Origin of the sequence: Klebsiella sp. K5-306 (assembly GCF_051835185.1) — a bacterium.
Classification (GTDB): Bacteria; Pseudomonadota; Gammaproteobacteria; order Enterobacterales; family Enterobacteriaceae; genus Klebsiella; species Klebsiella oxytoca.
Window position 1 is genome coordinate 27,802 of record NZ_JAIFJY010000015.1, and the last position, 12,196, is coordinate 39,997.

13 protein-coding genes are annotated in these 12,196 nt (G+C 57.0%); 5 read left to right on the forward strand and 8 right to left on the reverse strand.

Going from position 1 to position 12,196, the window contains the following annotated elements:
• The 3 genes from puuC to puuD form a co-directional block, all read right to left on the reverse strand.
• The gene (puuC, locus tag K2184_RS21085) at nt 1-1,488 is read right to left on the reverse strand and encodes an aldehyde dehydrogenase PuuC (protein ID WP_016807390.1); all 1,488 of its coding nucleotides are present in this window, start codon (nt 1,486-1,488) and stop codon (nt 1-3) included.
• A gap of 238 nt (nt 1,489-1,726) precedes the next feature.
• Nucleotides 1,727-2,284, reverse strand: a complete 558-nt coding sequence (gene puuR, locus K2184_RS21090; protein WP_004100955.1) for an HTH-type transcriptional regulator PuuR — start codon at nt 2,282-2,284, stop codon at nt 1,727-1,729.
• Between the two features lie 25 nt (nt 2,285-2,309).
• Nucleotides 2,310-3,062 carry a gamma-glutamyl-gamma-aminobutyrate hydrolase gene (puuD, locus tag K2184_RS21095; RefSeq protein WP_162680343.1) on the reverse strand — a complete coding sequence of 251 codons (753 nt, stop codon included), beginning with the start codon at nt 3,060-3,062 and terminating at the stop codon, nt 2,310-2,312.
• Between the two features lie 224 nt (nt 3,063-3,286).
• On the opposite strand from puuD, the gene puuA reads away from it, so the two are divergent.
• Nucleotides 3,287-4,705: a glutamate-putrescine ligase gene (gene puuA, locus K2184_RS21100; RefSeq protein WP_004112067.1), complete on the forward strand. Its 1,419-nt coding sequence runs from the start codon at nt 3,287-3,289 to the stop codon at nt 4,703-4,705.
• A 352-nt stretch (nt 4,706-5,057) separates the two neighbouring features.
• On the forward strand, nt 5,058-6,449 hold the full coding sequence (locus tag K2184_RS21105; RefSeq protein WP_004100961.1) for an APC family permease: 1,392 nt from the start codon (nt 5,058-5,060) through the stop codon (nt 6,447-6,449).
• Between the two features lie 122 nt (nt 6,450-6,571).
• On the opposite strand, the gene K2184_RS21110 is transcribed toward K2184_RS21105, so the two are convergent.
• Complete coding sequence (locus K2184_RS21110; RefSeq protein ID WP_004100963.1) at nt 6,572-6,694, reverse strand: small membrane protein; 123 nt, start codon at nt 6,692-6,694, stop codon at nt 6,572-6,574.
• Nucleotides 6,695-6,967: 273 nt separating this feature from the next.
• Here K2184_RS21110 and K2184_RS21115 point away from each other — a divergent pair, with 273 nt between their 5' ends.
• Both K2184_RS21115 and agp read left to right on the forward strand, forming a co-directional pair.
• Entirely contained in the window at nt 6,968-7,192 is a 225-nt protein-coding gene (locus K2184_RS21115) for a hypothetical protein (protein ID WP_004112069.1), read from the forward strand.
• Nucleotides 7,193-7,329: 137 nt separating this feature from the next.
• On the forward strand, nt 7,330-8,577 hold the full coding sequence (gene agp / locus K2184_RS21120) for a bifunctional glucose-1-phosphatase/inositol phosphatase (RefSeq protein ID WP_196552855.1): 1,248 nt from the start codon (nt 7,330-7,332) through the stop codon (nt 8,575-8,577).
• A gap of 139 nt (nt 8,578-8,716) precedes the next feature.
• Here the strand turns inward: agp and K2184_RS21125 are convergent, their stop codons facing one another.
• Both K2184_RS21125 and wrbA read right to left on the reverse strand, forming a co-directional pair.
• Complete coding sequence (locus K2184_RS21125; RefSeq protein WP_004100967.1) at nt 8,717-8,944, reverse strand: YccJ family protein; 228 nt, start codon at nt 8,942-8,944, stop codon at nt 8,717-8,719.
• Nucleotides 8,945-8,964: 20 nt separating this feature from the next.
• Nucleotides 8,965-9,561 (reverse strand): NAD(P)H:quinone oxidoreductase, encoded by a 597-nt coding sequence (wrbA, locus tag K2184_RS21130; RefSeq protein WP_004100968.1) that lies wholly within the window; start codon nt 9,559-9,561, stop codon nt 8,965-8,967.
• 374 nt (nt 9,562-9,935) lie between these two features.
• Here wrbA and K2184_RS21135 point away from each other — a divergent pair, with 374 nt between their 5' ends.
• A complete protein-coding gene (locus K2184_RS21135) occupies nt 9,936-10,109 on the forward strand; it encodes a general stress protein (protein WP_004100969.1) in 174 nt (57 codons plus the stop codon).
• Nucleotides 10,110-10,349: 240 nt separating this feature from the next.
• Here K2184_RS21135 and rutG read toward each other — a convergent pair whose 3' ends face one another.
• Complete coding sequence (gene rutG / locus K2184_RS21140; protein WP_004112072.1) at nt 10,350-11,672, reverse strand: pyrimidine utilization transport protein G; 1,323 nt, start codon at nt 11,670-11,672, stop codon at nt 10,350-10,352.
• Between the two features lie 21 nt (nt 11,673-11,693).
• A complete protein-coding gene (gene rutF, locus K2184_RS21145) occupies nt 11,694-12,188 on the reverse strand; it encodes an NADH-dependent FMN reductase RutF (RefSeq protein WP_064370914.1) in 495 nt (164 codons plus the stop codon).
• Between the last annotated feature and the right edge of the window lie 8 nt (nt 12,189-12,196).

A 12,196-nucleotide genomic window follows, 5' to 3' on the forward strand; every position in this document is an offset into this window, starting at 1 on the left:
TTAAGACTCCAGGGCAATCCAGATAGTTTTCAGTTCAGTGAATTTTTCCAGCGCATGCAGCGACTTATCGCGTCCGTTGCCGCTCTGCTTATAGCCGCCGAACGGCACGGTCATATCGCCATCGTTGTAGTTGTTTACAAAGACGGAGCCGGCTTTCAGACGGCGGCTGATGCGGTGCGCGCGGGAGAGATCGCGGGTCCAGACCGCCGCGCCGAGGCCATAGCGGCTGTCGTTGGCCAGCGCCAGCGCCTGCTCTTCGGTTTTAAAACGGGTGACCACCAGCACCGGGCCGAAGATCTCCTCCTGGCTGAGCGCGGAGGCGGGATCGACGTCAACGAAAATGGTCGGGCCAACCGCCGCGGGCCACGGATTTTTGCGTCCATCCAGCAGCAGCGTGCTATGCGCTTCGCCGGCGCGAATAAAGCTGTGGACGCTATCGGCGTGGCTGTTGTCGATCAGCATGCCCATGGCGGTATTCGGGTCGAGCGGATTGCCCGGCTGCCAGCCTTTGGCCTGCTCTTTAAGGAGATCGAGAAACCTGTCGGCAATGCTCTCCTCAAGCAGCAGGCGGGTTCCGGCGATACAGACCTGCCCCTGGTTGTAAAAAATACCGCCGGCGGTAGCGTTAACCGCTTTTTGCAGATCCGGACAGTCGGCAAAAACGATATTGGCGCTTTTACCGCCCGCCTCCAGCCAGACGCGTTTCATATTGCTGTCGCCTGCGTCCTTCAGCAGCTGTTTACCCGTGCGGGTAGAACCGGTAAAGGTAATCACTTCGACGTCAGGATGCCGCGCCAGCGCCTGACCGGCTTCATGGCCGAAACCGCTCACTACGTTGAACACGCCGTCCGGCAGTCCGGCCTCTTTCGCTAAGCCCGCGAGTCGCAGGGCGCTGAGTGGGGATTTTTCCGACGGTTTGAGCACTACGCTATTGCCTGACGCCAGCGCCGGGCCAAGTTTCCAGCAGGCCAGCAGCAGCGGAAAATTCCACGGCACCACCGCCGCAATCACGCCAATCGGTTCGCGGACGATCATAGCCAGTTCGTTGCCGCCGGTAGGGGCAACTTCGCCGTAGACTTTATCGATAGCTTCGGCATACCAGCGAATCGCGCGGGCGGCGCCGGGGATATCGTCGCGCAGGCTGTGACGGATCGGTTTGCCGGTGTCCAGGGTTTCCAGCAGCGCCAGCTCTTCGCAATGGGCCTCCATCAGGTCGGCAAACTTATTCAGGACCGCTTTACGCTGGGCAGGAGAGGCCTGCGACCAGTCGCCGCGCTCGAATGCGCTGCGGGCGGCCTGGACCGCGCGATCGACGTCGGCCTTTTTGCCGCGCGCGACTTCGGCGAGCGTTTGCTGGGCGGCAGGGTCGATGGTGGCAAACACGCTGTTATCGGCGGCGGCGCTGTATTCGCCATTAATAAATAACCGCGTTTCAATCGCGATGTTCTTTGCTTTTTCTTGCCAGTAAGCCAGGTTGTGAAAATCCATCATGACTCCTTAATGACATAATCGGAAAAAAAGTGGTGATTTCAGACCTTCAGGGCGCAGGGCGTCCCCGGGGTTGAGTACCGTTTAAATTGCCCATTAACAGGCGTGAATTATCCGGGGCCAGCGGAAAACGTTTTTCCGCATTGCGCAAGGTGAACTGCGTTATCTTCGCGCCGCCGGAATTCACCCCGGGCGGCGCAGGCCTGAAGAAAACCTGAGAAAGGCTCAGGCTAATAAATCAGAAGGTGGTGGGAGTATGGGCGCTGATAATTCGGCAGATACCTGCCGAAGTGTTGCTGAAGCTATGCGGTATGCCGGTGTTAATGGCATAACTTTGCCCAGCCACCAGGTGATACGCCTGACCGTTAATGGTCAATACGACTTCACCCTCCAGTATGGTGCCTATCTCTTCACCCTGATGCTTGATCCTCTCCCCGGTTGTGGTTCCAGGCTGGTACGTTTCAAATATCATCGCCAGCGTGCGGTTCGGATTGCCATTGTGAACCAGCTTCATCGATACCCCCTGGCTGCCGATTTCAATCAGATCGTCCTGATTGATAACCACCTGCGGTTCAGCCGGTTTTTCTGGTTCAGAGAAGAATTCCGAGAGCGACAGCCCATAGACTTTCAGCAGCTTTTGCAGCGTGCTGATGGCAGGACTGACTTTGTCCTGTTCTATGGTGCTGATGGCACTATGTGTTAACCCAGACAGTTCGGCGGCACGACGCTGTGAGAGACCCAGCTGTTGGCGGATCGCTGACAAACGTTTCCCTGGCGCCAGTCCGTCATCGCTCATATTTGCATTTCCTTAACGGTAGTGGTCAGAGTCGCTGTTTTTCAGCGATATAATTCTGACAGGCGGTGATAAAACCTTCAAACAACATTCGCGACAGGGCGTATTCGCTACTGTTCCATTCAGGATGCCACTGCACGCCGAGGGCGAAAGGATGGTCGTTAACGCTGACCGCTTCCGCTAGCCCGTCCGGAGAACGCGCTTCCACGCGCAGCCGTGGACCCGTCATTTTTGCTCCCTGCCCGTGTAACGAGTTTACCCAAAACGTGTTGCAGCCCGGTATTAACTGAGAAAGTAATCCTCCCTCCTGAACCTGAACTTCATGCGAGGGCGCGTATTGCTGCTCGACGGGAAGTTCGGGGTCTTCGCGGTGCTCAAGAAGCTCAGGCTGCTCGAACAGACGACGATACAGAGTCCCGCCGGTGGCGACAACCAGTTCCTGTAGTCCACGGCAGATGGCGAAAATGGGGATGCGCCTTTCGAGCGCGGCGTTAATCAGCGCCATGCTCAGAAGATCACGCCCGGGATCGGCGTCAGGCTCATCGCCGTTTTCACCATAAAGGTGCGGCTGTACGTTGCTCGGGCTACCGGGCAGATAAATGCCGTCCAGTTTCGGCAGTAGCGTAGCAAGCAGTTCCGGCTCGGCCAGCGCGTGCGGCAGGGCAATCGGTACGCCGCCGGCGTGAACAATCGCGTTCAGGTACTTCTCTTGCAGAGTCTGGGTCTGGTGACCCTTAAGCCTGTTTCGGCACATCACTACGCCAATAACTGGCTTGTACATTATATTTTCCATGATCGCCCTCACAAAGTGGACTAAATTATGACCGGGTTAGCGGGTAAAACGGCCATTTCGTTCAATATTTTCTCAATCTAGCAGTGGATATTGCCCTTTGCAAACTTAATTTAACATTTGACAAACAATTTGTTTGCATACACATTCGGAGGGTGGACATTATATTTAACAGTGCAATTCAGGGTCCGAAACTACAACAACGGCGGTGAATCATGGAAACCAATATCGTAGAAGTTGAGAATTTTGTTCAGCAGTCGGAAGAGAGACGGGTCAGCGCATTCACCTGGGAAGTGAAGCGCTACCTTGAGCGTTACCCCAATACGCAATACGTTGATGTGCTGTTAACCGATCTGAACGGCTGCTTCCGCGGTAAGCGGATCCCGGTCTCCAGCCTGAACAAGCTGGAGAAGGGCTGCTATTTCCCGGCTTCGGTATTTGCCATGGATATTCTCGGCAACGTGGTGGAAGAGGCGGGGCTCGGCCAGGAGATGGGCGAACCTGATCGCACCTGCGTGCCGGTGCTGGGAACCTTAACCCCGTCCGCGGCGGACCCGGAATACATTGGTCAGGTTCTGCTGACCATGGTTGATGAAGATGGCGCTCCCTTTGACGTTGAGCCGCGGAACGTTCTGAACCGCCTCTGGCAGCAGCTGCGCCAGCGCGGGCTGTTCCCCGTGGTAGCGGTAGAGCTGGAGTTCTATTTACTTGACCGCAAGCGCGACGCGGAAGGCTACCTGCAGCCGCCTTGCGCGCCGGGAACCGGCGATCGCAATACCCAAAGCCAGGTTTACTCCGTCGATAACCTCAACCATTTTGCCGACGTGCTTAACGATATTGATGAGATCGCTCAGCTCCAGCTGATCCCCGCCGACGGCGCGGTGGCGGAAGCGTCTCCCGGCCAGTTTGAAATCAACCTCCACCATACCGATAACGTGCTCGATGCCTGCGATGATGCGCTGGCGTTAAAACGTCTCGTGCGTTTAATGGCGGAGAAGCATAAGATGCACGCCACTTTTATGGCGAAACCCTATGAAGAGCACGCCGGTAGCGGGATGCATATCCACATCAGCATGCAGAACAACAAAGGCGAGAACGTGCTGGCTGACGCCGACGGTGAAGATTCCGCGATGTTAAAACGCGCGCTCGCCGGGATGATCGATCTGATGCCGGCATCGATGGCGCTGCTGGCGCCGAACGTGAACTCGTATCGCCGTTTCCAGCCGGGAATGTATGTGCCGACCCAGGCGTCGTGGGGGCATAACAACCGGACGGTGGCGCTGCGCATTCCATGCGGCGATCGGCACAACCATCGCGTCGAGTATCGGGTGGCCGGGGCTGATGCCAACCCGTACCTGGTGATGGCGGCGATTTTTGCCGGCATCCTCCACGGGCTGGATAACCCGCTGCCGTTACAGGAAGAAGTGGAAGGCAATGGCCTTGAGCAGGAGGGGCTGCCGTTCCCGATTCGCCAGAGCGATGCGCTGTGGGAGTTTATGCAAAACGACCACCTGCGCGAGCGGCTTGGCGAACGTTTCTGTCACGTTTATCACGCCTGTAAAAATGACGAATTACTGCAATTTGAGCGTCTGATCACAGAGACTGAAATTGAGTGGATGTTGAAAAACGCCTGATTTTCGCCCCGCAAGGGGCGCTTTAGCATTATCACGAGTAGCATCATACGGCCTGAGCGGAGCCTGGTCGGACGTTTTTGCTGGGAGCCCAGCCATTCCCGGATGCCGCGTTAAGGAGCGCAGGCGGCAACGGGGCTTCAGTTAACGACACAGTGTGTAACGAGGTAGGAAATGATGCAGATGTTTAAATATCCGCAGGGAGAAGGGGGCCGTCATGGCCGCATGGAATGCGCCGCTACCGCCGCTCGTCGGTTCTTTTTACCTTTTGATTTGCCATTAACCCCGTTGCGAAGCAGGTTGGTTTCCCGGTCTCTACGACCGCAAGCCCAGGCGTGCAGCGGGGGAAATGGCCATGGCTATTAATCCCTCTCTCGACAACGCCTCCGGGGCGGGGAAACCGCGCCTGCGCAAATCCCTCAAGCTGTGGCAGGTGGTGATGATGGGCCTCGCCTATCTGACGCCGATGACGGTTTTTGATACTTTCGGCATTGTATCCGGCATCAGCAACGGCCACGTTCCGGCATCCTATCTGCTGGCGCTGGCCGGCGTGCTGTTTACCGCCATCAGCTACGGCAAGCTGGTGCGCCAGTTTCCCCAGGCGGGCTCAGCCTACACCTATGCGCAGAAATCGATCAGCCCGCACGTCGGCTTTATGGTGGGCTGGTCGTCGCTGCTGGATTATCTGTTCCTGCCGATGATCAACGTGCTGCTGGCGAAGATTTATCTTTCCGCGCTGTTTCCGGACGTGCCGCCCTGGGTATGGGTGGTGACCTTTGTCGCGATTCTGACGGCGGCGAATCTGAAAAGCGTCAATCTGGTAGCGAACTTCAACACCCTGTTCGTGCTGGTGCAGATCTCGATTATGGTGGTCTTCATCGTGCTGGTGGTGCAGGGGCTGCATAAAGGGGAAGGGGTGGGCACCGTCTGGTCGCTGCAGCCTTTTATCAGCCAGAATGCGCACCTGATCCCGATTATTACCGGGGCGACGATCGTCTGCTTTTCATTCCTCGGCTTCGATGCGGTGACTACGCTTTCCGAAGAGACGCCGGACGCCGCGCGGGTGATCCCGAAGGCGATCTTTCTGACCGCGGTCTATGGCGGAGTGATTTTCATTGCCGCTTCGTTCTTTATGCAGCTCTTTTTCCCCGATATCAGCCGTTTTAAAGATCCGGATGCGGCGCTGCCGGAGATTGCTCTCTACGTCGGCGGCAAGCTGTTCCAGTCGATCTTCCTGTGCACGACGTTTGTGAATACGCTGGCCTCCGGCCTGGCGTCGCACGCCAGCGTTTCACGACTGCTGTACGTCATGGGCCGCGATAACGTTTTCCCGGAGCGTATTTTTGGCTACGTCCATCCGAAGTGGCGTACCCCAGCGCTCAACGTGATCATGGTGGGGATTGTCGCGCTGTCGGCGCTGTTCTTTGACCTGGTCACCGCCACGGCGCTGATTAATTTTGGTGCGCTGGTAGCATTCACCTTCGTTAATCTATCGGTGTTCAACCACTTCTGGCGGCGTAAAGGCTTTAACAAAACGTGGAAGGATCGCTTTCACTATCTGCTGCTCCCGATGGTCGGCGCGCTGACGGTGGGGGTGCTGTGGATTAATCTGGAAGCGACATCCCTGACGCTCGGTCTGATATGGGCGGGGCTGGGGTTACTCTATCTGACTTACCTGACCCGCCGTTTCCGTAAGCCGCCGCCGCAGTTTGACGGCGCTAAAGCGGAGCAGGCCTGGGAATCGTAACCATTTTTTACGCCGACACAAAGGCAGGCGAAAGCGCCTGCCTTCTTTTTTGTCATTCTCGTTTGAAATCAGGCGGTCGGTAAGAAATAGCAGGGGCAAAAGGTAAGAATAGTAAGGATGAATTATTTCTTTTTCTTATGAGTTGGCAGTTGCGCGGAGCGCCGATCTTTGACGTAGGAGACCAGGCTGTAGACCGCGACTCCCAGCAAAACCACCGCGACGATAAAGAGCAGGATACCTGACATAGATTAACCTAATGTTATGTTTAACATGGAGAAAAAATACCGTGATATCGGGATAATAGCATCGGGATATTTCTTAAAGATGACCCGATGAGTCGGACGAGAATAGACAGCCAGCCGAGCAATGAAATTATTATTTACATGAATAAATGTGAAGAGTAAAGCTCGACGGTGATGAAAAAATGAACGGAGTAACACTCGTTTAAGCGAATTTACAGACCACGGCCCGGCAGGCTGCTACCCTTGGCCCGCTTAAATAGGGGGCGAGAGTAATCAATGGTGAATAAGCATATCGTCGGGCTGGCTGGACTGCTGCTGATGGCGACGTCAGCAAGCAGCCTGGCCGATTCCGGCCATCAATCTATCCATGAACGCGTTGTCGAACGGATTTTAAAACCCTGCGAAGGAAAAAAAGCCGGAGATAAAGTGGTCATCGTTGACCATCACGGCGGCGAGCATGAGGCTATCTGCACTCTGGCGGCAGTACCGCTGCCGCAGTAATCCTGTTCCCTGATTTTGCGACCCTCGGTCATCGCGGAAAGCGTATTTCTTTCCGTACTTTGCGAGCCATTGCCCGGAAAAATGTCATAAATTTGTCACAATCATGGCGATGATAATCACTGACTGAGGATGAAGGGATGAGAAAAAGTCTACTCGCCGCCGCTGTGGCCGGCGCTGTTTTACTGTCCGCTGGCGTTCAGGCGCAGGAACCGGCCGCACCGGAAGGGTACCAGCTTCAGCAGGTGCTGATCATGAGCCGCCATAACCTGCGCGCGCCGCTGGCGAACAACGGCAGCGTGCTGGAGCAATCCACGCCAAAGTCCTGGCCAGAGTGGGATGTCCCCGGTGGACAGCTGACCACCAAGGGCGGAGTGCTGGAAGTCTACATGGGGCACTATATGCGCGAATGGCTGGCGCAGCAGGGAGTGGTGACCAGCGGCGAATGCCCGCCGGAGAACGAGGTCTACGCCTATGCCAATAGCCTGCAGCGTACCGTCGCCACCGCGCAGTTCTTTATCACCGGCGCGTTCCCCGGCTGCGGCGTGACCGTACATCATCAGGAAAAAATGGGCACCATGGACCCGACGTTTAATCCGGTGATCACCGATGATTCCGCCGCCTTCAGCGAAAAGGCCGTACAGGCGATGGAGAAAGAGCGGCAGGGGATGCAGCTGAGCGAAAGCTATAAGCTGCTGGAGGAGATGACCGACTACCGTAACTCCCCGTCCTGTAAAGAGAAGCAGCAGTGCTCGCTGAGCGACGCGAAAGATACCTTTAGCGCTAAATATCAGCAGGAGCCGGGCGTTTCCGGGCCGCTTAAAGTCGGCAACTCGCTGGTTGACGCCTTTACACTGCAATATTATGAAGGTTTCCCGAAAGACCAGGTGGCGTGGGGTGAAATTAACAGCGATAAGCAGTGGCAGGTGCTGTCGAAGCTGAAAAACGGCTATCAGGACAGTCTGTTTACTTCGCCGGAAGTGGCGCGCAATGTGGCCAAACCGCTGGTGAAATATATTGATAACGTTCTGGTAGGGGACGCGGCGAAGTCGGCGAAAGTGACGCTGCTGGTGGGGCACGACTCTAATATCGCCTCGCTGCTGACGGCGCTGGATTTTAAACCTTATCAGCTGCACAACCAGTACGAACGCACGCCCATCGGCGGCAAGCTGGTGTTCCAGCGCTGGCATGATAAGAGCGGCAATCGTGATTTGATGAAGATCGAGTATCTGTACCAAAGCACCGAGCAGTTGCGTAATGCCGATGCGCTGACCCTGCAATCGCCGCCGCAGCGGGTAACGCTGGCGCTGAACGGTTGTCCTGTGGATGACAACGGCTTCTGCCCAATGGATACCTTTAAAAAGGCGATGGCCGAGGCGACAAAGTAGCAGAGCATAAAAAACCCGGAGCAATCCGGGTCTTGCTGCCGATGTTTAGCCGGGTGTTGTCGCCTGGACTGGCGCAACGCGCCGCCTCCGGGAAGCTCATGCAATAAATCCAGGAGGCGGTACTGCGTACCTGTCCGGGCTACACGTTCTTGCGTTCGATGGTTTGTTCGCCCCAGAACAGCGAGTCTTTGTCGGTTTTGGCGAAGGCGCGGGGCAGGACTTCATCGCTGCCTTCTTCCCAAATTTTCTCCGCCAGCTTTTCATCATAATTGGCGAGTTCAAAAATTGCCTCGGCAATTTCAGGAGATGTATTGCGCAGACTTGCCCATTCACCCACGCGGTGGGCCTTTGCTTCTTGATTCGGCATGCTTTTCCTCCTGCTGAAGATTAACCGTGTAATTTAACTGCCAGACCTGCAACGTGTTGACCCTGATAGCGGGCAATGGCCAATTCTTCTTCACTTGGCTGACGCGATCCGTCTCCGCCGGCAATGGTGGTGGCGCCGTAAGGCGTGCCGCCGCGAACCTGCGAGACATCAAACAGCTCCTGAGCGCCGTAGCCAATCGGCACAATGATCATCCCGTGGTGGGCAAGGGTGGTCCAGGTGGAGGTGATGGTCTGTTCCTGACCGCCGCCGGTACCGGTTGAGCTGAATACGCTGGCCAGTTTGCCGTACAGCGCGCCGGATGCCCACAGACCGCCAGTTTGATCGAGGAAGGTGCGCATCTGCCCGGACATGTTGCCGAAGCGGGTAGGGGTACCAAAGATGATGGCATCGTACTCAGCCAGCTCCTGCGGTGTGGCAACGGGGGCGTTTTGTGTTTTCCCGCCTGCTTTGGCAAAAACCTCTGCCTGCATGGTTTCCGGCACGCGCTTCACGACCACTTCCACGCCATCGACTTTGTTAGCCCCTTCGGCGACGGCATGCGCCATGGTCTCGATGTGTCCGTACATTGAATAATAAAGCACCAGAATCTTAGCCATTTGCATCACTCCTCGGTTGCGTTATGCGCCAGCCAGACGACTGGCTACCTTTAAAGATAAGATCTCTGGCGAAGAGTGCAAATGTAACAATCATTTGTTTGATTTATAACAAAAATGCAAAAAATAGCGGCTGTTGCAAAAAGATACATCTTTGGCGGCGCTATTTTAGGCTGTCATAAGAGTTGCTTAGCGCAGAATGTGCGCCATAGCGGCGGTTGTTATCAGAAATCTATTTCAGGATATGACTATCTCCCTACAGCCGCTTCTGCATTCGCTAACCTTAACAGTACGCGATCGGAAAATGGGAGCGCGGAGGCTAAGGCCTTTTGTTTCACCTAATGCAGCATGATGTCTAACCTAAATGGAGGTCAGTAATGGCAAACCATCGTGGCGGTACCGGCAACTTTGCTGAAGACCGTGAAAGAGCATCAGAAGCAGGTCGTAAAGGTGGCCAGCATAGCGGGGGGAACTTTAAAAACGATCCTCAGCGCGCTTCCGAAGCTGGTAAAAAAGGGGGAAAAAACAGTCACGGCAGCCGCGATAGCTAGCGCCGTCCTGATTGTCTGCCGATAGGGGTTAATCTCCAGAGCAAACCCCATCGCCCTCGCCGCCGACGTGTAGTCGGCGGTTTTTTTTATCCCGATGCATGCAGATGCCGCTAAGCGGAAGTAGCCCCCGGCCTGCGGCTAATGCCTTAGCCGGGCTACGGGTTGGCGCTGTTTTGTCGCCCCGGTAAGCGTAGCGCGACCGGGGATTTCCCGGTACGGGTCTGCTGGCGTTGCACGCTTTCATACCGGGGTGACGTTGGTTTGCCCGGCCTCACGCGGACGGCGGTTAAGCAGAGCGTGGAGCAGAATCGCGCCGAAGGTGGCCGTGCCGATCCCGCCGAGGGTAAAGCCACCGAGCGAAAGCGCAAAATCGCCCGCCCCCAGCACCAGCGTCACTGCCACCATAATCAGATTCGCATTCTGGCTCAGATCCACCCGATTCTGTACCCAAATTCGCGCGCCCGCGACGGCAATCAGGCCAAACACCACGATCGATGCGCCGCCGATCACCGGCCCCGGAATGGTATGGATCAGCGCGCCGAATTTCGGTGAAAACCCAAGCAGCATCGCAATCAGCGCCGCCGCGACGAACACCAGCGTCGAGTACACTTTGGTGACCGCCATCACGCCGATATTCTCCGCATAGGTAGTCACGCCGCTGCCGCCAACCGAGCCGGAGAGCATCGTTGCCAGCCCGTCGCCGACGAACGCGCGGCCCATATACGGGTCCATATTGCGCCCGGTCATCCCGGCAACCGCCTTCAGGTGGCCGAGATTTTCCGCCACCAGAATTACCGCCACGGGAGCGATCAGTATCATTGCCTGGCCGTTAAAGGTCGGGGCGGTCAGCTGCGGCAAACCGAACCACGCCGCCTGCGCAAGCAGGCTAAAATCCAGCGGCTTGCCCAGCCCGAGGCCGTTGGCCAGCAGCGCGTAGAGGGCGCAGGCGATAATCAGCCCGACGAGGATCAGCAGCCGCTGCAGCATCCCGCGGGTAAACACTGCCACCAGGCCGATGCAGAGCACGGTCAGCACCGCCATCCAGCCGTCGAACGGCGTCGCTGATACGCTGCGAACCGCAATGGGGGCCAGATTAAGACCAATCGCCATCACCACCGCGCCGGTGACCACTGGCGGCATCAGCCGCTCAATCCAGCGGGTACCGAGTTTCATCACTACCAGACCAATCAGGGTATACACCAATCCGCAGAGGATAATTCCGCCCAACGCGACGCTAAGGTGCGGGTTAAGCCCCTGGCCGTTGAAGCCGGTGACGGCGATGACCACGCCGACAAAGGCGGCGCTGGAACCAAGGTAGCTCGGCACACGCCCGCCGGTGACCAAAAAGAACAGCAGGGTGCCGACGCCGGACATCAGGATCGACAGGTTAGGATCTAACCCCATCAGGATTGGCATCAGGACGGTTGCGCCAAACATCGCCACCGCGTGCTGAACGCCCATCACCACGGTTTGCCCGACCGACAGCCGTTCATCGGGGGCCACGACGCCGGACGCGGCGGAGGGGGAGGTTAACTGCCAGCGAGGAAAATCGAAGAGAGCCATGATGAGATCCTGGGTTTAGGGTTAACAGGCTGGACGCATCAGCGTGTGGTAGCCGCGATCGAACCACATCAGTCCACGCGGTTCCGGATGGCGAACAATCGCCGCCACTTCGCAAAACAGAATGTCGTGCGTCCCGACGCTGACGATCTGGCTGATGCGGCAGTCGAAGCTGACCAGCGCTGCCTCCAGACGCGGGCAGCCGGTCGCGCCGATTTGCCAGTCGGCGGCGGCGAAGCGCTCCGCCATCGGCGTTTTACCGCCGAAAAGGTTCGAGAGTCCTTCCTGACCGGCCGCCAGGGTATTAACGCACAGCGCCTGATGCTGGCTGAAGATCGGCCATACCGAGGCTGAACGATTCAGGCAGACCAGCAGCGTGGGCGGCGCGTCGGTGACGCTGCAAACCGCGCTGGCGGTAAATCCTGCGCGGCCTGCGGGACCATCGGTGGTGATAATGTTCACCGCCGCCCCGACGTGGGCCATGGCGTCGCGAAAGCTTTGTTTATCGGCAAGAGACATGCGGGCTC

Coding starts and splice junctions, on each gene's coding strand:
- K2184_RS21110 (WP_004100963.1), bottom strand. CDS start 6,694: ATGTCAGGTATCCTGCTCTTTATCGTCGCGGTGGTTTTGCTGGGAGTC.
- puuC (WP_016807390.1), bottom strand. CDS start 1,488: ATGGATTTTCACAACCTGGCTTACTGGCAAGAAAAAGCAAAGAACATC.
- rutG (WP_004112072.1), bottom strand. CDS start 11,672: ATGGCTCTCTTCGATTTTCCTCGCTGGCAGTTAACCTCCCCCTCCGCC.
- K2184_RS21125 (WP_004100967.1), bottom strand. CDS start 8,944: ATGCCGAATCAAGAAGCAAAGGCCCACCGCGTGGGTGAATGGGCAAGT.
- wrbA (WP_004100968.1), bottom strand. CDS start 9,561: ATGGCTAAGATTCTGGTGCTTTATTATTCAATGTACGGACACATCGAG.
- agp (WP_196552855.1), top strand. CDS start 7,330: ATGAGAAAAAGTCTACTCGCCGCCGCTGTGGCCGGCGCTGTTTTACTG.
- puuD (WP_162680343.1), bottom strand. CDS start 3,062: ATGTACAAGCCAGTTATTGGCGTAGTGATGTGCCGAAACAGGCTTAAG.
- rutF (WP_064370914.1), bottom strand. CDS start 12,188: ATGTCTCTTGCCGATAAACAAAGCTTTCGCGACGCCATGGCCCACGTC.
- K2184_RS21135 (WP_004100969.1), top strand. CDS start 9,936: ATGGCAAACCATCGTGGCGGTACCGGCAACTTTGCTGAAGACCGTGAA.
- K2184_RS21105 (WP_004100961.1), top strand. CDS start 5,058: ATGGCTATTAATCCCTCTCTCGACAACGCCTCCGGGGCGGGGAAACCG.
- puuA (WP_004112067.1), top strand. CDS start 3,287: ATGGAAACCAATATCGTAGAAGTTGAGAATTTTGTTCAGCAGTCGGAA.
- puuR (WP_004100955.1), bottom strand. CDS start 2,284: ATGAGCGATGACGGACTGGCGCCAGGGAAACGTTTGTCAGCGATCCGC.
- K2184_RS21115 (WP_004112069.1), top strand. CDS start 6,968: ATGGTGAATAAGCATATCGTCGGGCTGGCTGGACTGCTGCTGATGGCG.